Genomic DNA, 23,115 nt, shown 5'->3' with positions numbered 1-23,115 from the left:
AGCACAGTGGACGCAGGCTCCCGGGACCCGCGGGAGCCGGGAAGGTGAAGACCATGACATCCCCCGTGCTCCCCGGCGGCACCTACCGCGTCGGCGACCTCGACCTGACCCGCTTCGGCTACGGCGCCATGCAGCTCGCCGGCCCCGGTGTGTTCGGCCCGCCGGAGGACCGCGCCGCCGCCGTCGCCGTGCTGCGCGAGGTCGTCGAGCTGGGCATCACCCACATCGACACCTCGGACTACTACGGCCCGCACGTCACCAACGAGATCATCCGCGAGGCCCTCGCGCCCTATCCGGACGACCTGCACATCGTCACCAAGGTCGGCGCCCGCCGCGACGAGCAGGGCGGCTGGCCGCCCGCGCGCAGCCCCGAGGAGCTGCGCGACCAGGTCCACGACAACCTGCGCCGCCTCGGCCTGGACGCGATGGACGTGGTGAACCTGCGGATGGGCGGGTTCGACGCCCCCGAGCCGGGCTCGATCGCCCCGCAGGTCGAGGCCATGGCCGAGCTGCAGCAGCAGGGCCTGATCAAGCACATCGGACTCAGCACCGTCGACGCGGAGCAGTTGGCCGAGGCGCAGACCATCGCCCCGATCGTCTGCGTGCAGAACCTCTACAACATCGCCCGCCGCGAGGACGACGCCCTGGTCGACCTGACCGCGGCGCAGGGCATCGCGTTCGTGCCGTACTTCCCGCTGGGCGGCTTCTCCCCGCTGCAGTCCGACGCCCTGCACAAGGTGGCCGGGGAGCTGGGCGCCACCCCGATGGCGGTGGCCCTGGCCTGGTTGCTGCAGCGCTCGCCGAACATGCTGCTGATCCCCGGCACGTCCTCGGTCGAGCACCTGCGCGAGAACGTCGCAGGCGCCGCACTCGACCTGCCCGCCGACGCCCTGGCCGAACTCGACGCCATCGGCACGTGACGGCCGGTCAGCCGCCGGCGAAGGGGGGCAGGACGTCGAGGGTGGCGCCGTCGTGCAGCGCGGCGGACAGGTCGCGGGCGGCGACCTCGTCGAGCAGGTAGCTGCACCGGTCGAGGACCTCGGCCAGCTCCGCCCCGTGCTCGGCGCGCACGGCGTCGAGCAGGTCGGCGATCGAGGCGCCCGCCCCGACCCGCACCTTCTCCTCCTCGACGCCGGCCGCGGCCCGGGCGGCGGCGAAGTAGCGCACGACGACGGTCATGCCGGCCATCCCCGCTCAGCCCCCGATCGCGCTCATCGGACGGTCGGGCTGCAGGAATCCGGGCTCGTCGATGCCGTGCCCGGCGAGCTTGCCCCACATCGCGGTCCGCCAGGTGTCAGCGATCTCGGCGTCGCCCGCGCCGCCGCGCAGCAGGGCGCGCAGGTCGGTCTCGGTGCGCGCGAACAGGCAGGAGCGGATCTGGCCGTCGGCGGTGAGCCGGGTGCGGTCGCAGGCCCCGCAGAAGGGGCGGGTGACCGAGGCGATCACCCCGACCACGGCCGGGCCGCCGTCGACCAGCCAGCGCTCGGCGGGGGCGCCGCCGCGCTCGGTCGGGTCGGGGGTGAGGGTGAACCCGGTGCGCAGCCGCTCGAGGATCTCCCCTGCGGTGATCATCTCGGTGCGCTCCCAGCCGTGCTGGGCGTCGAGCGGCATCTGCTCGATGAACCGCAGCTCGTAGCCGTTGTCGACGGCGAAGCGCAGCAGGTCGACGGCCTCGTCGTCGTTCTGGCCGCGCAGCAGCACGCTGTTGATCTTGATGGGCTTCAGGCCCGCGGCCCGGGCGGCGGCCATGCCGTCGAGCACGTCGGCGAGCCGGTCGCGGCGGGTGATGGTGGCGAAGCGCTCCTGGCGCAGCGTGTCCATCGAGACGTTGAGCCGGTCGACCCCGGCCGCGGCCAGCGCCTCGGCCCGGCGGGCCAGCCCGATGCCGTTGGTGGTCAGCGAGATGTCCGGGCGGGGCCGCAGCGCCGCCGACGCCGCGACCAGCTCCTCCAGCCCGCGGCGCAGCAGCGGCTCGCCGCCGGTGAACCGCAGCTCCTCGATCCCCAGGTCGCGCACCGCGATCGTGATCAGCCGGACCAGCTCGTCGTCGGTGAGCTGCTCGGACTTCGGCATCCAGTCCAGGCCCTCGGCCGGCATGCAGTACGTGCACCGCAGGTTGCACCGGTCGGTGAGGGAGATGCGCAGATCGGTCGCGACCCGGCCGAACGTGTCGACGAGTCGGGGGTCGGCGGGGCGGTTCGGGTCCGGCGGAGCGGTCCGACGGACCGCGGGGAGGCCGAGCTCGGTAGCCGTCACGACTCCAGCGTAACCGCGCTCGGCGATCTCCGACCCGCTCGCGACCCGGGAGGGCGAGCGCCTCCGCATCCGCGGTGACGATCGCGCAGCGGAGCCGCAGAAGCGCGTCACGAGGGGTGGATGTGACCGGTCCGGCCTCCCCCTGCGGAGAGGATCAGCTCTCCGCAGGGGCGCCGCTCAGGTGTGGCGGCCCAGCTCCTGGCGGGCGACGGTGCGCAGGTGCACCTCGTCGGGGCCGTCGGCCAGGCGCAGGGCGCGCGCCCAGACGTAGAAGTAGGCCAGCGGGGTGTCGTCGCTCATCCCGGCGCCGCCGTGGACCTGCAGCGCCCGGTCGATCACGGCGCAGGCGATCCGCGGGACGATCACCTTGATCGCGGCGATCTCGGTCGCGGCGCCCTTCGCGCCGTACTTGTCGATCAGCCAGGCCGTCTTGAGCACCAGCAGCCGGGCCTGCTCGACCTCGATGCGGGACTGCGCGATCTGCTCGCGCACGACGCCCTGCTCGGCCAGCGGCCGGCCGAACGCGACGCGGTTCTGCGCGCGGCGCACCATCAGGTCGATGGACCGCTCGGCCATCCCGATCAGGCGCATGCAGTGGTGGATGCGCCCGGGGCCCAGCCGGGCCTGGGCGATGGCGAAGCCGCCGCCCTCCTCGCCGAGCAGGTTCGTCGCCGGCACCCGGACGTCGTGGAAGGCGATCTCGGAGTGCCCGTGCTGGTCCTGGTAGCCGAACGTGGGCAGGTGCCGGACGATCTCCATGCCGGGGGTGTCGCGCGGGACCAGCACCATCGACTGCTGGCGGTGCTTGGGCGCGTCCGGGTCGGTCTTGCCCATCACGATGAAGATCCTGCAGCGGGGGTCGGCGGTGCCCGAGATCCACCACTTCTTGCCGTTGATGACGTAGTCGTCGCCGTCGCGGCGGATCGAGGTCTGCACGTTGGTGGCGTCGGAGGAGGCCACGTCGGGCTCGGTCATCGCGAACGCCGAGCGGATCTCGCCGGCCAGCAGCGGCTCCAGCCACTCCTGCTTCTGCTCGGGGGTGCCGAACAGGTGCAGCGTCTCCATGTTGCCGGTGTCGGGGGCCTGGCAGTTGATCGCCTCCGGGGCGATCACCGGCGACCACCCGGACACCTCGGCGACCGCGGCGTACTCCAGGTTGGACAGCCCGGAGATCGCCGGCAGGAACAGGTTCCACAGGCCGCGGGCCCTGGCCTCGCTCTTCAGCTCCTCGACGACCGGGGGCAGGTCCCACTCCCGGGGGGTGCCGCGGCGCTCGGCGCGGAAGGCCTCGTAGCCGGCCTCGGCCGGGAGCACCTTCTCGTCCAGGAACGCGCGCATGCGCTTGGTGTAGTCGTCGGCCGCGGCGCTGGGTGCGAAGTCCACGCCCGCAGCAAACCACAACGACGCCGGCATCTGGCCGAACTCGCAGATGCGGAACTAGATTTGGCGTCGTGCCGCAATTCAGGATCGCTGACGCCGCCCGGCTGCTCGGGGTCAGCGACGACACCGTCCGCCGCTGGGTCGACGCCGGGACGCTGTCCGTGCAGGTCGACGGCTCCAACCGGAAGGTCGTCGACGGGGCCGAGCTGGCCGCGTTCGCCCGCCGGCAGGCCAGCGTGCCGCCGGACCCGTCGGGGGTGCAGAGCTCGGCGCGCAACCGGCTGGTCGGCCTGGTCACTGCGGTGCTGACCGACCGGGTGATGGCGCAGGTGGAGATGCAGTGCGGCCCGCACCGGATCGTCTCGCTGATGTCGGCCGAGGCCGTCGGGGAGCTCGGGCTGGAGCCGGGTGTGCTGGCCGTGGCCGTGATCAAGTCGACCACCGTCGTGGTGGAGACGCCGGGGGGCACCTCGTGAGGGGGTCCGCAGTGCTCGTCGCCGCAGGTGCGGCGTTGCTGCTCACCGCGTGCGCCTCGGGGGGCGCGGCCCCCGACGCCGGGGAGCTGACCGTGTTCGCCGCGGCCTCGCTCACCGAGACCTTCACCGAGCTGGGCGAGCGGTTCGAGGCCGAGCACCCCGGGGTCGCCGTCAGGTTCAACTTCGGCGCCTCGTCCGACCTGGCCCAGCAGATAGCCAGCGGCGCCCCGGCCGACGTGTTCGCCGCGGCCAGCGAGGCCACCATGAAGACCGTCACCGACGCCGGCGCCGCCGCGGGCACGCCCACCGTGTTCGCCACCAACGTGCTGCGGATCGCCACCGCGCCCGGCAACCCGAAGGGCATCGCCACCTTCGCCGACCTGGCCAGGCCCGACCTCAAGGTCGTCGTGTGCGCGCCCCAGGTGCCCTGCGGGGCCACCGCGGAGAAGATCGAGGAGGCCACCGGGGTGATGCTGAGCCCGGTCAGCGAGGAGCCCGACGTCAAGTCCGCGCTGGGCAAGGTGACCTCCGGCGACGCCGACGCCGGGCTCGTCTTCGTCACCGACGTCACCGACGTCACCGGCGCGGGCGCCGACGTGCAGGGCGTCCCGTTCCCGGAGGCCGCGCAGGCCGTCACCGACTACCCGATCGTCGTGCTCGAGGACGCCCCGCAGGCCGGCCTGGCCGCGGAGTTCCAGGACCTGGTGACCGGCGAGCGGGGCAGGGAGGCGCTGTCCGCCGCCGGCTTCGGCACCCCGTGACCGACACCACCTCCCGGCGCCGGGCCACCCAGGCGGTGGCGCTGCCCACGCTGCTGTGGGTGCCCGCCGCCGTCGGGTTCGCGCTGATCGCGCTGCCGGTCGTCGGGCTGGCGCTGCGCGTGGACTGGGCGCGGCTCCCGGAGCTGCTGCTCAGCGAGGCCGCGCTGTCCGCGCTGCGGCTGTCGCTGATCACCGCGGCGATCTCGACGGCGCTGTGCATCCTGCTGGGCGGGCCGCTGGCGGTGGTGCTGGCCCGGGGCAGGCTGCCCGGGATGCGGTTCCTGCGCTCGATCGTGCTGCTGCCGCTGGTCCTGCCGCCGGTGGTGGGCGGGCTGGCGCTGCTGTTCCTGCTGGGCCGTCGGGGCCTGGTCGGCGCCCAGCTGGACCTGTGGTTCGGCATCACCATCCCGTTCACCACGGCCGCCGTGGTGCTGGCCCAGACCTTCGTCGCCCTGCCGTTCCTGGTGGTCAGCGTGGAAGGTGCGCTGCGCACGGCCGGGCAGCGCTACGAGGCGGTCGCGGCCACCCTCGGCGCGGCCCCCGGCTACGCGTTCCGCCGGGTGACGGTGCCGCTGGTGCTGCCGGGGCTGCTGTCCGGGGCGATCCTCGGCTTCGCCCGCTGCCTGGGCGAGTTCGGTGCGACCATCGCGTTCGCCGGCAGCCTGGAGGGCGCCACCCGGACCCTGCCGCTGCTGGTCTACCTGGAACGGGAGACCGACGTGGACGCCGCCGTGGCGCTGTCGCTGCTGCTGGTCGTGGTGGCCGTGATCGTGATCGCGGTGGCCCGGCCGCGGTCGGGGGAGGGGCTGGCATGACCGCCGGGGTGGACGCGCGGGTGGTGGTCAGCCGCCCCGGGTTCGAGCTCGACGTGCGGCTGTCCGTCGAGCCCGGCGAGGTGCTCGCCGTGCTCGGGCCCAACGGCGCCGGCAAGTCCACGCTGCTGTCCGTGCTCGCCGGCCTGCTGCGCCCGACCGACCCCGGCTCCCACGTCCGCCTCGGCGACCGCACCGTCACCGCCGCCGGCGTGCACGTGCCGCCGCACCGCCGCGGCGTCGGCCTGCTGGCCCAGCAGGCCCTGCTGTTCCCGCACCTGAGCGCGCTGGCCAACGTGGCCTTCGGGCCGCGCTCCCGGGGCAGACCCCGCCGGGAGGCCGAGGCCACCGCGCGCGACCTGCTCGCCGCCGTCGACGCCGCCGAGCTGGCCGACCGCCGCCCCGCGCAGCTGTCCGGCGGCCAGCAGCAGCGCGTGGCGCTGGCCAGGGCACTGGCCGCCGAGCCGGGGCTGCTGCTGCTCGACGAGCCGCTGGCCGCGCTCGACGTCGACGCCGCCCCGGCCATGCGCTCCCTGCTGCGCCGGGTGATCCGCGGCAGCGGGCAGACCGCCGTGCTGGTCACGCACTCCGCGCTGGACGCCGTCGTGCTGTCCGACCGGGTCGTCGTGCTGACCGCGGGCCGCATCGTCGAGCAGGGCCCCACCCGGGAGGTCGTCGCCCACCCGCGCAGCCCGTTCACCGCCCGGATCGCCGGCCTCGACCTGGTGCCCGGCACGGCCTGCCCCGGCGGACTGCGCACCGCCGACGGCCAGGTCGTCTCCGGGCGGGGCGCCGCGCTCGTGGAGGGCGAGCCCGCGGTCGCGGTGTTCCCGCCGTCCGCGGTCGCCGTCTACGCCGCCGCGCCCCAGGGCAGCCCGCGCAACGTGCTCGCCGTGCGGCTGGCCGCGGTGGAGCCGCACGGCGACGTCGTCCGGCTGCGGGCCGCGGCCCGCCCCGGCGGACCGTCCTGGGTGGACGGGCTGGCCGCCGACGTCACCCCGGCCGCGGTGGCCGACCTGGCCCTCGAACCCGGCGCTGACCTGTGGTTCGTCGTCAAGGCGACGGAGGTCGGGGTGCACGCCGCGACCGCCGGGGTACCCGCCGCACGGCACGGGCCAAGCGCCCCCATCGTGTCGTTGTCGCGGTCGCCCACGCCTCCGTAACTTGCTGCGCGTGCGCCGCCCGCAACTGCTCGTCGTCGCCCTGGTCGTCGGAGTCGGGGTCGTCGCGGCGTGCGCACCGCCGCCCGCGGCCCCCGCCGGCTACGTCGTCCGGACCACCACCGCCGGCTCCGCCGCCGCGGCGGCGGACGCGGTCGGCGCGCGACCGCGGCAGGTGTTCGGCTCCGTCGTGACCGGCTTCGTCGCCGACCTCACCGCCGGGCAGGTGCACCACCTGCTGGCCACCGACGGCGTGCTCGCCGTCGAACCCGACGGGGCGCGCCCCGTCCTGAGCGAGGCCGACCACGGCCCGAGCGCCCCGGTCCCGCCCGCCGCCCCCGCCGGCTGGGGGCTCGACCGCATCGACCAGCGCCATCTGCCGCTCGACGGCGACTACCGCACCGCCGCCGACGGCTCCGGGGTGACGATCTACGTCCTGGACACCGGCGTCGACACCACCCACCCCGGGTTCGAGGGCCGCGCCGCCACCGGCGCCAACCTCGTCGACGACATCGGCGGCGACTGCGACGGCCACGGCACGATCGTCGCCGGCATCGCCGCCTCCCGCGACCACGGCGTCGCCCCCGGTGCCCGCGTGGAGTCGGTGAAGGTGCTCGACTGCGCCGGGGCCGGCACCCTGTCCTCGCTGATCGGCGGCATCGACTGGGTCGCCCGCGACCTGGACGGCCCGGCGGTGGCGGTGATGTCGTGGAGCTTCGGGCGGTCCGATTCGCTCGACGCCGCCGTCCGCGGTCTCGTCGAGCGCGGTGTGCTGGTCACCGCGTCGGCCGGCAACACCGGCACCGACGACTGCGCCATGGCCCCGCGCTCCGTCCCCGGTGTGCTGGTGGTGGCCAACTCCACGATCGAGGACCGGCGCGAACCCACGTCCTCGACCGGGTCCTGCGTCGACCTCTACGCCCCCGGCACCTCCATCGTCTCGACGGCGGCAGGCGGCGGCACGGCCAGCTGGACCGGCACCTCCATGGCGGCCCCGCACGTGGCCGGCGTGGCCGCCCTGCACAGGCAGGCCTTCGGCGACGCGCCGAGCGCGGTGCTGGAGCGCTGGCTGATCGACAACGCCACCCCCGACGTCGTCGCCGACGCCCCCGGCCCCGCCAACCGCCTCCTGCACACCGCCGGCCTCTGACCACCCCGACCCTCACCCCGCTCCGCCCCCTCCCCGTCGTGGCCTTCCTGAACCCACAGGAGGCGCCGGCCACCAACCCCCGGACGTCAGGAAAGCCACTTTCCGGACGCCAGGCGTCTGCAAAGTGGCTTTCCTGACACGGGGCCGGGCGGGTGAGGGTCCGGAGCGCGGGTCAGGCGGGGGTGAGGCGGTCGAAGCCCGTGTAGGGGACGAGGGCCTCGGGGATGACGACCGAGCCGTCGGCCTGCTGGCCCTGCTCCAGCAGTGCGACCATGGTGCGGCCGATGGGCAGGCCCGAGCTGTTCAGGGTGCCGGCGAAGCCGCGGGTGCCGTCCTTGGACCTGGTGCGGATGGCGGCCCGGCGGGCCTGGAAGGTGCCGAAGTCCGAGGCCGAGGCGATCTCGCGGTACTTCTGCTGGCCGGGCAGCCACACCTCGAGGTCGTAGGTGATCTGGGCCGAGAAGCCGAGGTCGCCCGCGGCCAGCTTGACGACCCGGTAGGCCAGGCCGAGGCCCTGCAGCACGGCTTCGGCGTGCCCGACGAGGACCTCCAGCTCGTCGCGGGTGGTGGTGGAGTCGACCACGCGGACGAGCTCGACCTTCGAGAACTCGTGCATGCGGATCAGGCCGCGGGTGTCCTTGCCGTACGAGCCGGCCTCCGAGCGGAAGCAGGGCGTGTGCGCGGTGTAGGCCAGCGGGAGTGTCTCGGTGGCCAGGGTCTCCTGCGCGTGCAGGTTGGTCAGCGGGACCTCGGCGGTGGGGATGAGGAAGAGCTCGCGCTCGTCGACCCCGGTCTTGAACAGGTCCTGCTCGAACTTGGGCAGCTGCCCGGTGCCGGTCATCGAGGTGCGGTTGACCAGGGTGGGCACCGAGTACTCGGTGTAGCCGTGGCGTTCGGTGGCGAGGTCGAGGAAGTAGCGGGCGAGGGCGCGCTCCAGCGCCGCGCCGCGCCCGCGCAGCACGGCGAACCGTGGGCCGGCCAGCTTGGTGGCCCGGGGCAGGTCGAGGATGCCCAGCCGGTCGCCGAGGTCGACGTGGTCGAGCGGGGTGAAGTCGAGCGCGGGCGGCTCGCCCCACGTGCGCACGAGCTCGGCGTCGTCGTCGCTGGCCCCGTCGGGCACCTCGTCGAGGGGCAGGTTGGGCACGTCCAGCAGCAGCGCGGTGAGCTCGGCGTCGAGCGCCTTGTGCTCCTGCTCGGCGGCGCCGACCACGGCCTTCAGGTCGCGGGCCCGCTCGACCAGTGCGGCGCGCTCGTCGGGGTCGGCGCCCTTGACCGCGGTGGCCACGCGCTTGGCCTCGGCACGGGCCTCGTCGCCGCGCTGGATCGCCGCGTTGCGCCCGGAGAGCAGCTTCTCCAGGGAGCCGAGGTCCAGCGAGTAGCCCCGGCGGGCCAGCTTGCGGACGGCGTCGGTCGCGGGATCGAGCAGGACACGGGGATCGTGCATCGCCCCAGGGTATCGGGGGCGCGCCAGCGGTATCGCGGCCGTGCCCCTCCCCATCGGGAGGTAGCGGGGCGGCGGGTGATCGTCGCAGGATGTGGGCGGAAGCACATCGAGTGACGAGAGGCCCGCTGCCGTGTCCCCAACCGCTCCCTCGGTCCCGTCGTACGCGTCCGGGGTGTCGGACGTCCCCCTGCTCGGCGACACGATCGGCGACAACTTCGACCGCACGGTCGCCGCCCACGGCGACGGTGAGGCCATGGTCGAAGCGGCCACGGGCCGTCGCTGGACCTACCGGCAGCTGCGCGACGACGTCGACGCGGTGGCGCTCGGGCTGGTGGCGGCGGGCGTGGAGAAGGGCGACCGGGTCGGCATCTGGGCGCCGAACCAGGCCGAGTGGACGCTGACCCAGTACGCCACGGCCAAGATCGGCGCGATCCTGGTCAACATCAACCCGGCGTACCGGACCCACGAGCTGGAGTACGTGCTCAAGCAGGCCGGCATCTCGCTGCTGGTGGCCGCTCCGTCGTTCAAGACCTCGGACTACGCGGGGATGATCGAGCAGGTCCGGGGGAACTGCGCGGCGCTGCGCCGGGTGGTGCTCATCGGCACCCCCGACTGGGACGCGCTGGTGGAGTCGGGCCGCGGCGGGGACGCCGCGGAGCTGGCCCGCCGCCAGGGCGAGCTCAGCCCGGACGACCCGATCAACATCCAGTACACCTCGGGCACCACCGGCTTCCCCAAGGGCGCCACCCTCAGCCACCACAACATCCTCAACAACGGCTACTTCGTGGGCCGGGGCTGCGGGTACACCCACGAGGACAGGGTCTGCATCCCGGTGCCCTTCTACCACTGCTTCGGCATGGTCATGGGCAACCTGGCGTGCACCTCGCACGGGGCCACGATGGTCATCCCCGCGCAGGGCTTCGACCCGAAGGCGACCCTGGCGACGGTGGCCGCGGAGCGCTGCACGTCGCTGTACGGGGTGCCGACGATGTTCATCGCCGAGCTCAACGACCCCGACTTCGAGTCCTATGACCTGTCCTCCCTGCGCACCGGGATCATGGCCGGCTCGCCGTGCCCGGTCGAGGTGATGAAGCAGGTCGTCGAGCGGATGGGCATGACCGAGGTGACCATCTGCTACGGCATGACCGAGACGTCCCCGGTCTCCACCCAGACGGGCGCCGACGACGAGCTGGAGCGCCGGGTGTCGACCGTCGGGCGGGTGCACCCGCACGTCGAGTCGAAGATCGTGGACCCGGCGACCGGGCTGACGCTGCCCCGCGGCGAGCCGGGCGAGCTCTGCACCCGCGGCTACTCGGTGATGCTGGGCTACTGGGACGAGCCGGAGAAGACCGCCGAGGCCATCGACCGGGCCCGCTGGATGCACACCGGCGACCTGGGGGTGATGGACGCCGACGGCTACATCAACATCACCGGCCGGATCAAGGACATGGTCATCCGGGGCGGCGAGAACGTGTACCCGCGCGAGATCGAGGAGTTCCTCTACACCCACCCCGACATCCTCGACGCCCAGGTCATCGGCGTGCCCGACGTCAAGTACGGCGAGGAGCTGTGCGCCTGGGTGACCCTGCGCCCCGGCGCGCCGGAGCTGACCGCGGAGGCGGTGCGCGAGTTCGCCACCGGCAAGCTGGCGCACTACAAGATCCCCCGGTACGTGCTGGTGGTCGACGAGTTCCCGATGACCGTCACCGGGAAGGTGCGCAAGGTCGAGATGCGGGAGAAGAGCGTCGACCTGCTCGACCTGCGCGAGGCCGCGAGGGTCCGCAACGCCTGACGGCCCCGGGTGCTCCGTCCCGCCGACGCGGGTCCCGTGCCCGGTGCACGGAAATGCCGAGCGCCGATGGGCCGGTTAGACGGCTGCGCAGGGGTGGACGCTCGGTCTACGCTTGCGCGACGCGTCCCGGTGCAGCTCGACGGGCAGGTGCGATGGCCCGAGGCATCAGGACGCGTTCGTCGTGTGGTCCACGAAGGCCCGCATGGCGCGGGGTTCGAGCGAGGAACGGGTGAACAGGGTGCCGACCGGCAGGGTCAAGTGGTACGACGCCGAAAAGGGCTTCGGGTTCCTCGCCCAGGACGGGGGCCAGGACGTCTACGTCCGCAAGGCCGCGCTGCCGGCCGGGGTCGAGGGGCTCAAGCCGGGGCAGCGCGTGGAGTTCGGCATGGCCGAGGGCAGGCGGGGGCCGCAGGCGCTGTCGGTGCGCCTGGTCGACGCGCCGCCGTCGGTGGTGGAGGCCGCGCGGCGCCCCGCGGAGGACCTGCACAGCCTGATCGAGGACATGATCCGGCTGCTGGAGACGAAGGTGCAGCCCGACCTGCGCCGCGGCCGCTACCCCGACCGCAAGACCGCCAAGCTGGCCGCCGAGGTCGTCCGGGCCGTCGCCCGCGACCTGGACGGCTGAGGGCTCGTGACGCGATCCGCGATCGACGTCCGCGCCCGACTGGCCGCGGCCCGCGCCGGCGATCCCGGCCTGCGCCGCTTCGGTGCCGCCGAGCACCACTACGCGCTGCGGCCCCCGCTGGACGGGGCCGCTGTCGCGGCCTTCGAGGCGCGGCACGCCGTGGTGCTGCCGACGGAGTACCGCCGCTTCCTGCTGGAGGTCGGCTCCTGCGGCGCCGGGCCGCACTACGGCCTGTACCCCCTGGACGGGAGCGGCATGGAGCCCGTCGACCTGGCCGAGCGGGAGCTGCCCGGCCACCTGGCCACGTCCTTCCCGCACACCGAGGCGTGGAACCCGGCGGGGACCATGAGCGAGCAGGAGTACAGCGCCGACGGCCGCACCACCGGTTCGCTGGTCGTCTGCCACTTCGGCTGCGGGGCGCTGTACCGCCTGGTCGTCACCGGCCCCGCCCGCGGCCAGGTGTGGTTCGACGACCGCTGCTCCGCCGCCGGGCTCACCCCCGGTCCCGGCTTCGACCGCTGGTACGGGGACTGGCTGCACGCGCTCTGAGGTGGGTCCGACAGGGTCGCCCGATGATCAACAGCGCTCGACATGAACCTCATGGGGCTCGAACGCGCCGCCGAGCCCCACCAGCTACATCTCACGCCGTAGAACCGGGCGCGGCCACGGGGCCGATCGGGTGCAGCGGGGGGTCAGGCCCCGGTGCGGACCACCCAGCTGGCCCGCACCGGGAACTGGATCTCCTGGGTCTGCGGGTCCATCTGCGGGGCCGGGCCGAACTGCTGCACCTGCGCCTCCAGCAGCTGCGCGGTCGGGGTGGGCAGCTGCAGGGTGTAGCCGCTGCCGGTGTCGGGGGCGAACAGCCTGCTGCGCTCGTCGACCTGCTGACCGGTGTCGTCGCGGTAGCTGAACACGACGTGCCACGGGGCGTCGGCGACCTCGTCGGGCACGGTGATCTGCAACGCCGTGCCCCCCGGGACGGCCAGCTCGGCCGGGGCGCCCGGCTCCGCGCACTCGCTCAGGTCGATGTCGCAGTACTGGGTGGGCGCGGCGGTGACACTGGCCGTCCCGGCGGCGAAGGTGACCTGCGGGGGCGGGGCGTCGGCGCAGGCCGTGGCCAGCAGGCCGGTCGCCAGCGCGGCGACGATGGCGGTCCGGCGGGGCACGGCGACCAGGGTAGGCCGCCCGCTCACCGCACCGGGGCGGCGGCCTTGCGCCGCCGCGGCAGCATCGACTTCCCCTTGGTGACCAGCGCCGTCTGCGTCCCGGAGACCGCCACCAGCGCGGCCACCACGGTGAAGCCGAGCCAGTAGGTGTCGTGCGGCAGCAGCACGCCGACGACGCCGCCGAACACCCACGCCAGCTGCAGCACCGTCTCCGACCGGCCGAACGCCGACGCCCGGGACTCCTCCGGCAGGTCGCGCTGGATCACCGCGTCCAGGCAGACCTTGGCCAGCGCGCTCGCCGTCGCCGCGACCAGCCCGACCACCGCCGCCGTGGCGATCCCGGGGACGACCGCGGCGAGCGTGGCGACCGCGACGCACGCCCCGATGCAGGACAGGATCACCCCGTCGACGCGGGCGAAGCGGGCCCGAGCGCCCGCGGCGTTGCCGACGAACGAGCCGAGGCCCGCGGCGGCGCCGACGATGCCGATCAGGAGCAGCTGCTGGGAGGCGTCCGGCGCGGGCAGCCCGGCCGCGGCCGCCTCGGCCTCGCCCGCGCCCTTGACCACGAACGCCACGAACAGGGTCAGGAAGCCGGTGAGGATGCGGATCGAGCCGTTGCCCCACAGCGCCACGGCCACCGCGTGGCTCACCATCGGCCGCTTCTTGCGGCTCGTGCTGCGAAGCGCGGCCGGGACCTCGCCCGCCGTGGACTCCACCCAGCGCGGTATCCGCAGGCAGAGCCACGCGCCGGCGATCGAGAGCACGGCGGTGTAGACCAGCGCGCCGGGGGAGTCGGCGAAGAAGGCCACGCCGGCCGCGAGCCCGCCGCCGACCGCCCCGGCGGCCAGCCCGAACGCGTTGAGCCGGGAGTTGGTGATGGTCAGCGTGATCTCCGGGGGCAGCACCCGGGGCGTGACCGCGGCCTTGAGCACCACGAACGACTTGCTGAGCACGAGCATGCCCAGCGCGCACGGGTAGAGCAGCCAGGAGTCGTAGTTGAGCGCCAGCACCAGCGCCAGCGCCGCCCGCCCGGCGAACGACACGGCCAGCGCCGCCCGCCTGCCGCGCTGGATGCGGTCGAGCATGGGGCCGATGACCGGCGCCACCAGGGCGAACGGGGCCACCGTGATCGCGAGGTAGAGCGCGACGTTGGTCTTGGACTCGGCGGTGGCCGCGGCGAAGAACAGGGTGTTGGCCAGCGCGACGGCGACCGCGGCGTCCACCGCGTAGGTCATCATCGTGGCGTAGGTGAGCGCCGTGAGCCCGGAGCGGTCGGCGCCGTCGGCGGTGGCCGCGCGGCGGAACGCGGCGATCCCCTTGCCGGTCAGCTCGCGCCCGCGCAGGGCGGCGACCCTGGTCACGGTGAGCTTGCGGGGCACGCGCATCCCGGTCGGGGTGTCCGCCGGCGCCGACGCGGCCGGGACGGCCTCCTCCGGCTCCCTCACCGGTGGCGGCGCGGGCGGTGGTGGCGCGACCCTGGCCGCCGGCACGGGCGGCACCCACTTGGTGGTGGCCGGGGGCGTGCGGCGGTGCGCGGACGGGTCGTAGTCGGGGTCGTCGTGCCAGGGGTAGCGCCGTCGCGGCTGGTACGGGTCCGGAGCGGGCGGCTCGGCGTTCAGCGGCGGGGTCCTCTGCTGTGGCCTCTGCGGTGGTCGGCTCCGCGGGTGCTCCGGCGCGTCCGGCTCGTCCTCGGCCCGGCCCCGGCGCCCCTCGCGACGACCGCGGTCGCGCCAGGAGGACTCGGATCGGGCCACCCTCCCATTCTGACCCATCGCGGGGCGTCGCGGCGTCCGCTCCGGACGACCCGGACGGGGCGCCCGCTCACCCGGGCGGGTCGAGCCGGACGCGGAACGCGGTCGGCCAGAGCTTGCCGGTCAGCAGGTACTCGTCGCCGCCGGCGTGGGCGATGCCGTTGAGCACGTCCGCCCCGTCCCTGCGGTCGTCGGGCAGCAGCCCGGTCGCGTCCACCACGGCGTCGACGACCCCGTCGGCGGGGTCGATCCGGACGATCTCGTCGCTCTGCCAGACGTTGGCCCACACCCGCCCGTCGACGCACTCCAGCTCGTTGAGCTCGTCCACCGGGGCGCCGTCGCGGGTGACGGCGACCGAGCCGGTCTCGGCGAAGGTCGCCGGGTCGTGGAAGCGCAGCCGGTCGGTGCCGTCGCTGCGGACCAGGCGGTCGCCGTCGCGGCACAGGCCCCAGCCCTCGCCGTCGACCGCGACCTCGCGCCGCAACGCGAACGTCGCCTTGTCCCACTCGATGGCCACGCCGTCCCGCCAGGTCAGCTGCCAGATGCGGTCGTCGACGACGGTGATGCCCTCGCCGAACATCCCGTCGGGCACCGGGACCGAGCGGCGGACGTCGCCGGTCGCCGGGTCGAGCTCGCGCAGCTGCGAGAGCCCCGCCAGGCCGGTGCCCTCGTAGAGCGCGTCGCCGTCGAACTCGAAGCCCTGGGTGAAGGCGGCGGTGTCGTGCGGGACCTCGGCCAGCACCTCGGGGCGCAGCACCGGCACCCCGCCCGGGTCGGGCGCCGCCGCGCAACCGCAGAGCACCGCGGCGAGGGCGATCGCCTGCCCGGTCGCCCGGAGGAGTGCGCGGCGGACGGGCATGGCGGGGAGGATGGCACAATCGCCGACGTGACCGCCCCACCAGTCGTGAACCCGCCCCAGCGGCTCGTCGACGCGGTGGCCCGGGCCAGGGCAGCCGCCGAGGAGGAGGCCGCCGCCGACCTCGGCGCCGACGCCGCCGCGGCCGCCGTCGGCGAGCACCTCGACGTCGTCACCGAGATCGCGGACGAGCCCACCCCCGAGTTCGACGGCGTCGTCACCCACTACTTCGCCGCCGAGCGCGACGGCTACCGCGGCTGGCGCTGGTCGGTCACGCTCGCCGCCTGCGCGGACGGCCCGATCACCGTCTGCGAGGTCGTGCTGCAGCCCGGCCCGGACGCGCTGGTCGCCCCGGCCTGGGTGCCGTGGGAGGAGCGGGTCCGCCCCGGCGACCTCGGCGTCGGCGACCTGCTGCCCACCGCCCCCGACGACGACCGGCTGGTCCCCGGCTACCTCGCCTCCGACGACCCCGCCGTCGAGGAGGTCGCCGTGGAGGTGGGCCTGGGCCGGGTCCGGGTGCTGTCCCGCTCCGGTCGCGAGGACACCGCCCAGCGCTGGTCCGACGGCGCGCACGGCCCCGGCGCCGACATGGCCCGCTCGGCGCCCGGCCAGTGCGGCACCTGCGGGTTCTTCCTGCCGCTGGCCGGCTCCCTGCGCGGCTCGTTCGGCGCCTGCGGCAACCGCTACTCCCCGGCCGACGGCTCCGTCGTCGCGGTCGGCTACGGCTGCGGCGCGCACTCCGACGTCGTCGCCGACACCTCGTCCCCGGTCACCGTGAGCGAGCTCGTCTACGACGACGGGGTCGAGCTGGAGCCGGCCGGCCGGTAGTGGGCGACCGGTACGGGACCGCCGCCCTCCGGGCCGGGGTCCTCGACTCCTGGGCGGCCTCGCCGACCCGGTTCCGCGAGGACGCCAACGCGGAGGAGGACCTGCGCCTCGGCGGCTACGCCGACGCGTGGCTCGTCGAGCTCGCGCAGAACGCCGCCGACGCGGCCAGGGCGGCCGGGGTGCCCGGCAGGCTGGCCCTCGCGCTGGTCGACGGGCCGGGCGGCCCCGAGCTGCGGGTGGCCAACACCGGGGCCGGGCTGGACGTCGCCGGGGTGGCCGCGCTGGCCTCGCTGCGGGCCTCGGCCAAGCGCGACGACCCGGGCGCCGTCGGCCTGTTCGGGGTGGGGTTCGCGGCCGTGCTGCCGCTGTCGGACGCGCCGCGGATCGTCTCCCGGACCGGGCCCGCCGACGACCGCTGGGGCGGGATCGGGTTCTCCGCCGAGCGCACGGCGGCGGCCGTGGCCGGGCTGGCCGGGCCCGCCGCCGAGCTGGCCCGCCGCGGCGAGCCGCCGATCCTGCGGCTGGCCTGGGACCTGGAGGAGCTGGCCGCGGCGGTCGGCGCCCCTGGCGTCCCGGCCCCGCCCGCCGGCTACGACACCGAGGTGCGGCTGCCGCTGCGCCCCGGCGTCGACGGCGCCGCCCTGCTCGACCGGGCCGCCGCCACCGCCGTCGACCTGCTGGTCGCCCTGCCCGACCTGGTCGAGGTCGCGGTGGCCGGGCGCGAGCCGGTGCGCCGCGAGCCGGGGGAGCGCCCGGGCGAGGTCGTCGTCGGCGGGCGGCGCTGGCTGCTGGCCCGCGCCACCGGCACCCTCGACGAGGACGCCACCCGGGGGCAGGGCGCCGAGCAGCGGTCCCGGCGCAGCTGGTCGGTCTGCTGGGCGCTGCCGCTGGCCGCGTCCGGGGCGCCCGAACCGCTCTCCGACGAGGTCCTGCACGCGCCCACGCCCACCACCGAGCGGCTCGCCCTGCCGGCCCGGCTGATCGCCACGGTGCCCGTGGAGCCCGACCGCCGCCGCGTGCGGCCCGGCCGGGCGACCGACGCCGTGCTGGCCGGGGCGGTCGCGGCCTACCTCGACCTGGTCGCCGCGGTCGCGCCCGGGCAGCGGGTCGCGCTGGTGCCCGAGGTCGGCTTCCCGCGCTCCGAGCTCGACGGCAGGCTGCGCGAGCTCCTGGTCGACGCGCTGCGCGCGGCCCGCTGGCTGCCGGGCGCGTCCGGTGCCGAGCTGGCCCCGGGCGGCGCCGAGTGGCTCGACCTGCCCGGCGCCCCCGACTCGCTGCGCGCCCGGCTGGCCGCGGCCGGCTTCGACAGGCTCGCCGCCACCGACCCGGCCCCGCCCGCCGCCCTGGGCGTGGCCAGGGTGAGCGCCATCGACCTGGTGTCGCGGCTGTTCGGGATCGAGCGGCCGCCGTCGTGGTGGCGGGAGCTGTACGCCGAGCTGGCGCCGGTCGCCGAGGACGTGCCCGGGCTGCTCGACGAGCTGCGCGCGCTGCCGGTCCCGCTGGCCGACGACCGCACCGCCGCCGGCCCGGCCACGGTGCTGCTGCCGGGGGCGGGATCGGGAGCCGCGCCCGACCCGGCCGTCGCCGCGGTGGCCGCGCTGGGCCTGCCCGGCCTCCACATCGCCCACGTCGACGCCGTGCACCCCCTGCTGGTGCGCCTGGGCGCCCGCGCCGCCGACCCGGCGGCGCTGCTGGAGCACCCGGCGCTGGCCGAGGCGGTCGACCGCTCGCTGGACGACGCCGACGCCGGCCTCGACCCGGCCCCGCTGGCCGCCGCCGTGCTCGGGCTGGTCGCCGCGACCGGGGGCGGCGCCGGGCGTCCCGGCCTGGCCGCGCTCGCCCTGCCCGACGAGCGCGGTCGCCCCGCGCGGGCCGACGAGCTGGTGCTCCCGGACGCCGCGCTGCGCCCGCTGCTGGCCCCGGACGCGGGGCTGGACGTGCTCGACCCGGCCTGGGCGGCCCGGTTCGACCGCGCGGTGCTGACCACCGTCGGCGTCGTCGACGGGTTCGTCGTGCTGGTCGACGAGGAGCCGCTGGGCCCCGACCACGACCTCGACGGCGAGGAGGACTGGTGGGACGGGCTGGACGGGCCGCCCGCCCGGCTGGTCGCCGTGCGCGACCTCGACCTCGTCGACGACGAGGCCTGGCCGGCCGCGCTGGCCCTGCTGGCCGGCGAGCGGGAGACCCGGGAGGCGCTGCTCACCCCCGGCTCGTACACGCAGTGGTGGCTGTCCCGGCACGCCCGCCTCGGCGGCCACCGCCCCGCCCACTGGCGGCTGTCCTCGGCCATCGACCTGGCCGCCCTCCACGAGGACGTGAGCGAGGATCCCGGTCCGGACCGCGAAACGCGCTCACGACCGGTGGACGAGCAGGTGCTGGCGGCGATCGGGGTGCGCGCCGACCTGCGCATCCGTGACACCGCCTCGGCCGACGACCTGCTGCTGCGGCTCACCGACCCCGACCGCCACCCGGACGCCGCGCTGATCGCCAGGGCGCACGCCGCGCTCTCCGAGTCGGTCGCCCGCGGCGACGTGCTGGCCGACGACCTGGCGCTGCCCGAGCGGGTCCGGGCGCTGGACGGCACGGTCGTCGACGTCGACCTCGCCGTCGTGCTCGACGACGTCTGGCTGGGCGCGGTGCTGCCGCCCGGCGAGGTCGTGGTCGGCGGCGACCCGGCCGCCCTGGCCGAACTGCTGGACCTGCCGCTGGCCTCCGAGGTCGTCGCGGCCGAGGTGGAGGGCGCCGGCGAGCCGGTCCGCTGGTCGGCCCTGGGCGAGATCGTGCTCACCTGTGACGTACTCGGCGTCCCCGTGCCCGACGGCGAGCTGCGCCGCCACGAGGCGCTCACCGTGGCCGTCACCCGGCCCTCGACCGGCCGGTTCACCGTCCCGGCCTGGCGCGACGCCGCCGGGACGTGGCATGCGGCCGATCCCGTGCGCGCCCTCCTGGGCCTGCTCGGCGGCGGAACGGACCAGGATTAGGTCACCCCGGCGCGTGCTACACAGGATCGTGTCCCATGTCAGCCATTGGCGGCGACCGACGAGGGTCTGCCTGCTCTCCGTGCACACGTCGCCCTTGGAGCAGCCGGGAACGGGCGACGCCGGCGGGATGAACGTCTACGTCGTGCAGACCGCCACCCGGATGGCGCAGCGCGGGGTCGACGTCGAGATCTTCACCCGGGCGACCTCCTCGGAGCACCCGCCGGTCGTCGAGCTGGCGCCGGGCGTGCTCGTGCGGCACGTGGCGGCCGGGCCCTACGAGGGGCTGGGCAAGCACGACCTGCCCAGCCAGCTCTGCGCGTTCACCGCCGGGGTGCTGCGCACCGAGGCCCGCCACGAACCCGGGTACTACGACGTCGTGCACTCGCACTACTGGTTGTCCGGGCAGGTCGGCTGGCTGGCCCGCGACCGCTGGGGCGTGCCGCTGGTGCACAGCGCCCACACCCTGGCCCGGGTGAAGAACGCCGCGCTGGCCGCGGGCGACCCGCCCGAGCCGATGGTCCGCGTCATCGGCGAGGACCAGGTGGTCGCCGAGGCAGACCGGCTCATCGCCAACACCGACGCCGAGGTCCGCGAGCTCGTCGAGCTCTACGGCGCCGACCCGGCCCGCACCGTCACCGTCCCGCCCGGCGTCGACCTCGACCGCTTCACCCCCGGCTCGCGGCAGGCCGCGCGCCGCGCGCTCGGCATCGCCCCGGACGCCGTGGTGCTCGCCTTCGCCGGGCGCATCCAGCCGCTCAAGGCCCCCGACGTGCTGCTGCGCGCCGCCGCCGAGCTGCTGCGCCGCGACCCGGCGCTGCGCTCCCGGCTGGTCGTGCTGGTGGCCGGCGGGCCGTCGGGCAGCGGCCTGGCCGCGCCCACCGCGCTGCAGCAGCTGGGGGCGTCGCTGGGCATCACCGACGTGCTGCGGTTCCTCCCGCCGCAGACCGCCGACGGCCTCGTGCACGTCTACCGGGCCGCCGACGCCGTCGCCGTGCCCAGCCACAACGAGTCCTTCGGGCTGGTCGCCCTCGAGGCCCAGGCCTGCGGCACGCCGGTCGTCGCGGCCGCCGTGGGCGGGCTGCCCGTCGCGGTGGCCGACGGGCGCTCGGGGCTGCTGGTGCCCGGGCACGGCTCCACCCAGTGGGCCGACGCGCTCGCCGCCGTCGCCCTGGTGCCCGCCCGGCGCGACGAGCTCGGCCGCGCCGCCGTCGGGCACGCCCGCGGGTTCTCCTGGGACCGCACCACCGACGCCCTGCTCGCCACCTACACCGGCGCGGCCAACGAGTTCGCCGCGCGGCAGCGCCGGATCCTGGAAAGGATGACCGGGTGAACCCCGCCGGGATCGATGAGGAGCAGGTCGACGCCACCCTCGCGGCGGCGCTGGCCGACATGGACGTCGAGCACCACCGCCGCGCGCCGGGCGAGTACATGGTCACGCTGCCGGGCACCAACCGCCTGCAGACCCACTGCTGGCTCGTCGTCCGCGACCACGCCCTGTTCGTGCAGGCGTTCGTGTGCCGCAAGCCCGACGAGGCCCACGAGGCCGTCTACCGGTTCCTGCTGCAGCGCAACGCCCGCCTCTACGGGGTCCACTACGCGCTCGACCGCATCGGCGACATCCACCTGATCGGCCGGATCAGCCTGCGCGCCGTCGACGCCGACGAGGTCGACCGGGTGCTGGGCCAGGTGCTCGACGCCGCCGACAACGACTTCAACACGCTGCTGGAGATCGGCTTCGCGGGGTCGATCCGGCGCGAGCACGCCTGGCGCCGGGAGCGCGGGGAGTCGACGGCCAACCTGCGGGCCTTCGAGCACCTCTTCAACTGAGGGGCGGCCGGGTCACGCGGGCACGGCCACCGCGCCGTGCAGCGCGACGCCGTCGGCCCGCAGCCGGTCCAGGAACGCGTCCGGCTCGACGAGCCGGTCGAGGTGGTGCACCCCGGCCGGGGCGGTGCCGGTGTCGAGCAGGGCGGCGACGTGCGCGGCCACCCGCGCGGTCGCGGCGCTCTCGCCGTGCCCGGAGGCCGCCGCCCAGCGCCGCCGGCCGCCTGCGCCCGTGGCCGCCGCGTGGACCACCCACCGGTCCGACCCGAACCCGATCCGCGCCATCGCCCCGACCAGCGGCCCGTCCGCGCCCAGCCGCCGCAGCGCGGTGAACAGCCCGGCCCGGCGCAGCGCGAACAGCGCGCCGGTCAGCGGGGCGGAGTCGAGGCAGAGCCGGGTGGTGACCGGGATGCCGAGCGAGGCGGCGAGCGCGTGCTGGTCGGAGAACCCGAACGGGTACGCGGTGCGGGTCCCGCTCCCCGGCAGCTCGACCCGCTGCCGCCGGGCGCCCGGTCGCGGTGCGGCGAGCTGCTCGACGAGCCAGCGGAGCGCGTCCGGGCCGTGGTCGCCCGCCGTGCCGAGCAGCACGGTGAGGTCGACGCCGGTCGCGTCGGGCAGGCGCCGCACGCACGCCGCGGCCAGCACGTTGGTCAGCCCGGGCGCCAGGCCCACGCTGAGCGCCACCGTCGTGCCGCGGGCGACCGCGGCCCCGTGCAGGTCCTCGATCCGGGCGAGCACCGGGCTGGTCGCGCAGATGTCCACGTAGTGCGCGCCGCGCTCGACGCAGGTGCGGGCCACGGCGGGGTTGGCCCGCTCGACGCACATCACGACGACGGCCGCCGACCCGGCCGCCGCGGCGACCTCCGCCGGCCGCTCGACGTCCACCCGGATCGCGCGCACCGCGCCCGGTAGGGCCCAGGCCAGCTCGCGGGCGCGGGCGAGGTCGCGGCCGGCCACGACCACCCGGCCGGGGAACCACCCGGCCAGCGCCCGGGCGACCTCCCGGCCGGTGGCGCCGTACCCGCCCAGGACCACGAGGTCGCGCCGGCTCATGCCGCGTCCTTGCGGCGGGCGACGACCCGCAGCCCGAGCGGTTGGAGTGCGCCCTGGTCGACCCGCAGGGCCTCGACCTCGCGCAGGGCGGCGAAGACGCCCGGTGCCCCCGGACCGTCGCCCAGGTGGCCGCCGAGGTAGCGGTGCAGGTAGGGGACGCGGGCCTCGGCGACGACGCGGAACGGTCCGGCGATCGAGCGCAGCATGTCCGCCGCGGGGTGCATCGGGTCCTCGTCGCGGTGGTGGTGGCGCCAGCGCCGCAGGGGGTCGGGCGCGGGTCCCCGGCCCGCGCCGGGGCGCAGCACCCCCGCCGCGTCCAGCAGGGCGTGGACGTCGTGGAACCAGGTCGCGGTGGCCCGGTCGGCGCGGTCCCACCCGAACTCGTCGACGACGAGCACCCCGTCCGGCGCGAGCAGCGCGGCGGCCCGGGCGACGGCGTCGTCCAGGCGCCCGACGTGGTGCAGCGACAGCGAGAACACGACGGCGTCGAACGGGCCGCCGGTGAACCCGGCGATGTCGGCCCGCACGGCCGGCACCCCGGCGCGCCCGGCCGCGGCGACCGCGTCGGGGTCGGTGTCGACGGCGGTGACCCGGTAGCCCCGCTCGGCCAGCGCCGCCGCCAGCGCGCCACGCCCGCACCCGGCGTCGAGCACCCGGGCCGGTGGGGCGGGCAGCCACGCGCCCAGGAACTCCAGTTGCTCGGCCAGCACCTGCGCCGTGACGTCCAGGGTTTCTGCATGCATGGAGCGAGCGTGCGGCGGATCTGCCATGCGCGCCACTACGGATCAGGCATCGCTGCC

General features: G+C 75.8%; 22 protein-coding genes. 13 read left to right on the top strand and 9 right to left on the bottom strand.

Annotation, left to right across the window (positions count from 1 at the left end):
* The first annotated feature begins 53 nt into the window (after nt 1-53).
* Nucleotides 54-920: an aldo/keto reductase family oxidoreductase gene (locus tag KDL28_RS17495; protein WP_252439904.1), complete on the top strand. Its 867-nt coding sequence runs from the start codon at nt 54-56 to the stop codon at nt 918-920.
* A gap of 7 nt (nt 921-927) precedes the next feature.
* Here KDL28_RS17495 and KDL28_RS17490 read toward each other — a convergent pair whose 3' ends face one another.
* The 3 genes from KDL28_RS17490 to KDL28_RS17480 all read right to left on the bottom strand — a co-directional run bounded on the left by KDL28_RS17490 (nt 928) and on the right by KDL28_RS17480 (nt 3,639).
* Entirely contained in the window at nt 928-1,179 is a 252-nt protein-coding gene (locus KDL28_RS17490) for a MoaD/ThiS family protein (RefSeq protein ID WP_305882216.1), read from the bottom strand.
* A gap of 15 nt (nt 1,180-1,194) precedes the next feature.
* Nucleotides 1,195-2,256 carry a GTP 3',8-cyclase MoaA gene (moaA, locus tag KDL28_RS17485; RefSeq protein ID WP_252439901.1) on the bottom strand — a complete coding sequence of 354 codons (1,062 nt, stop codon included), beginning with the start codon at nt 2,254-2,256 and terminating at the stop codon, nt 1,195-1,197.
* A 177-nt stretch (nt 2,257-2,433) separates the two neighbouring features.
* Nucleotides 2,434-3,639: an acyl-CoA dehydrogenase family protein gene (locus tag KDL28_RS17480; protein WP_252439899.1), complete on the bottom strand. Its 1,206-nt coding sequence runs from the start codon at nt 3,637-3,639 to the stop codon at nt 2,434-2,436.
* 68 nt (nt 3,640-3,707) lie between these two features.
* Here KDL28_RS17480 and KDL28_RS17475 point away from each other — a divergent pair, with 68 nt between their 5' ends.
* From KDL28_RS17475 to KDL28_RS17455, 5 genes are read left to right on the top strand one after another with little or no spacing between them, the layout of a single operon-like run.
* Nucleotides 3,708-4,112, top strand: a complete 405-nt coding sequence (locus tag KDL28_RS17475) for a TOBE domain-containing protein (RefSeq protein ID WP_252439898.1) — start codon at nt 3,708-3,710, stop codon at nt 4,110-4,112.
* Nucleotides 4,109-4,873 carry a molybdate ABC transporter substrate-binding protein gene (modA, locus tag KDL28_RS17470; RefSeq protein WP_252439897.1) on the top strand — a complete coding sequence of 255 codons (765 nt, stop codon included), beginning with the start codon at nt 4,109-4,111 and terminating at the stop codon, nt 4,871-4,873. Before KDL28_RS17475 ends, modA begins: the two co-directional genes overlap by 4 nt.
* Nucleotides 4,870-5,688 (top strand): ABC transporter permease, encoded by an 819-nt coding sequence (locus tag KDL28_RS17465; RefSeq protein ID WP_252439895.1) that lies wholly within the window; start codon nt 4,870-4,872, stop codon nt 5,686-5,688. Before modA ends, KDL28_RS17465 begins: the two co-directional genes overlap by 4 nt.
* Entirely contained in the window at nt 5,685-6,848 is a 1,164-nt protein-coding gene (locus KDL28_RS17460) for a sulfate/molybdate ABC transporter ATP-binding protein (RefSeq protein WP_252439894.1), read from the top strand. Before KDL28_RS17465 ends, KDL28_RS17460 begins: the two co-directional genes overlap by 4 nt.
* 10 nt (nt 6,849-6,858) lie before the next feature.
* Nucleotides 6,859-7,995, top strand: coding sequence for a S8 family peptidase (locus KDL28_RS17455; protein WP_252439892.1), 1,137 nt, complete (start codon nt 6,859-6,861; stop codon nt 7,993-7,995).
* A 172-nt stretch (nt 7,996-8,167) separates the two neighbouring features.
* Here KDL28_RS17455 and serS read toward each other — a convergent pair whose 3' ends face one another.
* A complete protein-coding gene (serS, locus tag KDL28_RS17450; protein WP_252439890.1) occupies nt 8,168-9,439 on the bottom strand; it encodes a serine--tRNA ligase in 1,272 nt (423 codons plus the stop codon).
* 130 nt (nt 9,440-9,569) lie between these two features.
* Between serS and KDL28_RS17445 the strand changes: the two genes are divergently transcribed.
* The 3 genes from KDL28_RS17445 to KDL28_RS17435 all read left to right on the top strand — a co-directional run bounded on the left by KDL28_RS17445 (nt 9,570) and on the right by KDL28_RS17435 (nt 12,405).
* The gene (locus tag KDL28_RS17445; RefSeq protein ID WP_252439888.1) at nt 9,570-11,231 is read left to right on the top strand and encodes an AMP-binding protein; all 1,662 of its coding nucleotides are present in this window, start codon (nt 9,570-9,572) and stop codon (nt 11,229-11,231) included.
* A gap of 238 nt (nt 11,232-11,469) precedes the next feature.
* The gene (locus KDL28_RS17440) at nt 11,470-11,856 is read left to right on the top strand and encodes a cold-shock protein (RefSeq protein ID WP_252439886.1); all 387 of its coding nucleotides are present in this window, start codon (nt 11,470-11,472) and stop codon (nt 11,854-11,856) included.
* 6 nt (nt 11,857-11,862) lie between these two features.
* Nucleotides 11,863-12,405, top strand: a complete 543-nt coding sequence (locus KDL28_RS17435; protein WP_252439884.1) for an SMI1/KNR4 family protein — start codon at nt 11,863-11,865, stop codon at nt 12,403-12,405.
* Nucleotides 12,406-12,548: 143 nt separating this feature from the next.
* Here the strand turns inward: KDL28_RS17435 and KDL28_RS17430 are convergent, their stop codons facing one another.
* The 3 genes from KDL28_RS17430 to KDL28_RS17420 form a co-directional block, all read right to left on the bottom strand.
* Nucleotides 12,549-13,022, bottom strand: a complete 474-nt coding sequence (locus KDL28_RS17430) for a DUF2771 family protein (protein ID WP_252439882.1) — start codon at nt 13,020-13,022, stop codon at nt 12,549-12,551.
* 23 nt (nt 13,023-13,045) lie between these two features.
* On the bottom strand, nt 13,046-14,776 hold the full coding sequence (locus tag KDL28_RS17425; protein WP_252439880.1) for an MFS transporter: 1,731 nt from the start codon (nt 14,774-14,776) through the stop codon (nt 13,046-13,048).
* Between the two features lie 67 nt (nt 14,777-14,843).
* A complete protein-coding gene (locus KDL28_RS17420) occupies nt 14,844-15,632 on the bottom strand; it encodes a glutaminyl-peptide cyclotransferase (protein WP_252439879.1) in 789 nt (262 codons plus the stop codon).
* 27 nt (nt 15,633-15,659) lie between these two features.
* Here KDL28_RS17420 and KDL28_RS17415 point away from each other — a divergent pair, with 27 nt between their 5' ends.
* From KDL28_RS17415 to KDL28_RS17400, 4 genes are read left to right on the top strand one after another with little or no spacing between them, the layout of a single operon-like run.
* A complete protein-coding gene (locus tag KDL28_RS17415; protein ID WP_252439878.1) occupies nt 15,660-16,457 on the top strand; it encodes a DUF3027 domain-containing protein in 798 nt (265 codons plus the stop codon).
* The gene (locus KDL28_RS17410; RefSeq protein ID WP_252439877.1) at nt 16,457-19,438 is read left to right on the top strand and encodes a sacsin N-terminal ATP-binding-like domain-containing protein; all 2,982 of its coding nucleotides are present in this window, start codon (nt 16,457-16,459) and stop codon (nt 19,436-19,438) included. Before KDL28_RS17415 ends, KDL28_RS17410 begins: the two co-directional genes overlap by 1 nt.
* A gap of 25 nt (nt 19,439-19,463) precedes the next feature.
* Entirely contained in the window at nt 19,464-20,768 is a 1,305-nt protein-coding gene (mshA, locus tag KDL28_RS17405) for a D-inositol-3-phosphate glycosyltransferase (protein WP_252440115.1), read from the top strand.
* Nucleotides 20,765-21,265: a type III secretion system chaperone family protein gene (locus KDL28_RS17400; protein ID WP_372497002.1), complete on the top strand. Its 501-nt coding sequence runs from the start codon at nt 20,765-20,767 to the stop codon at nt 21,263-21,265. Before mshA ends, KDL28_RS17400 begins: the two co-directional genes overlap by 4 nt.
* Nucleotides 21,266-21,277: 12 nt before the next feature.
* Here KDL28_RS17400 and KDL28_RS17395 read toward each other — a convergent pair whose 3' ends face one another.
* Both KDL28_RS17395 and KDL28_RS17390 read right to left on the bottom strand, forming a co-directional pair.
* The gene (locus KDL28_RS17395) at nt 21,278-22,315 is read right to left on the bottom strand and encodes a saccharopine dehydrogenase NADP-binding domain-containing protein (protein ID WP_252439876.1); all 1,038 of its coding nucleotides are present in this window, start codon (nt 22,313-22,315) and stop codon (nt 21,278-21,280) included.
* Nucleotides 22,312-23,058, bottom strand: coding sequence for a class I SAM-dependent methyltransferase (locus KDL28_RS17390; protein ID WP_252439875.1), 747 nt, complete (start codon nt 23,056-23,058; stop codon nt 22,312-22,314). Before KDL28_RS17390 ends, KDL28_RS17395 begins: the two co-directional genes overlap by 4 nt.
* Nucleotides 23,059-23,115: the final 57 nt, after the last annotated feature.

It is taken from the genome of Pseudonocardia humida (assembly GCF_023898865.1).
GTDB classification, from domain to species: domain Bacteria; phylum Actinomycetota; class Actinomycetes; order Mycobacteriales; family Pseudonocardiaceae; genus Pseudonocardia; species Pseudonocardia humida.
The sequence above is the reverse complement of the archived record's forward strand: the minus strand, read 5'-3'. Positions and strand labels throughout refer to the sequence as shown.

What these genes read in the sequence shown, in the direction of transcription:
- KDL28_RS17490 (WP_305882216.1), bottom strand. Translation starts at nt 1,179, where the DNA reads ATGACCGTCGTCGTGCGCTACTTCGCCGCCGCCCGGGCCGCGGCCGGC.
- KDL28_RS17495 (WP_252439904.1), top strand. Translation starts at nt 54, where the DNA reads ATGACATCCCCCGTGCTCCCCGGCGGCACCTACCGCGTCGGCGACCTC.
- KDL28_RS17395 (WP_252439876.1), bottom strand. Translation starts at nt 22,315, where the DNA reads ATGAGCCGGCGCGACCTCGTGGTCCTGGGCGGGTACGGCGCCACCGGC.
- serS (WP_252439890.1), bottom strand. Translation starts at nt 9,439, where the DNA reads ATGCACGATCCCCGTGTCCTGCTCGATCCCGCGACCGACGCCGTCCGC.
- KDL28_RS17420 (WP_252439879.1), bottom strand. Translation starts at nt 15,632, where the DNA reads ATGCCCGTCCGCCGCGCACTCCTCCGGGCGACCGGGCAGGCGATCGCC.
- KDL28_RS17390 (WP_252439875.1), bottom strand. Translation starts at nt 23,058, where the DNA reads ATGCATGCAGAAACCCTGGACGTCACGGCGCAGGTGCTGGCCGAGCAA.
- KDL28_RS17460 (WP_252439894.1), top strand. Translation starts at nt 5,685, where the DNA reads ATGACCGCCGGGGTGGACGCGCGGGTGGTGGTCAGCCGCCCCGGGTTC.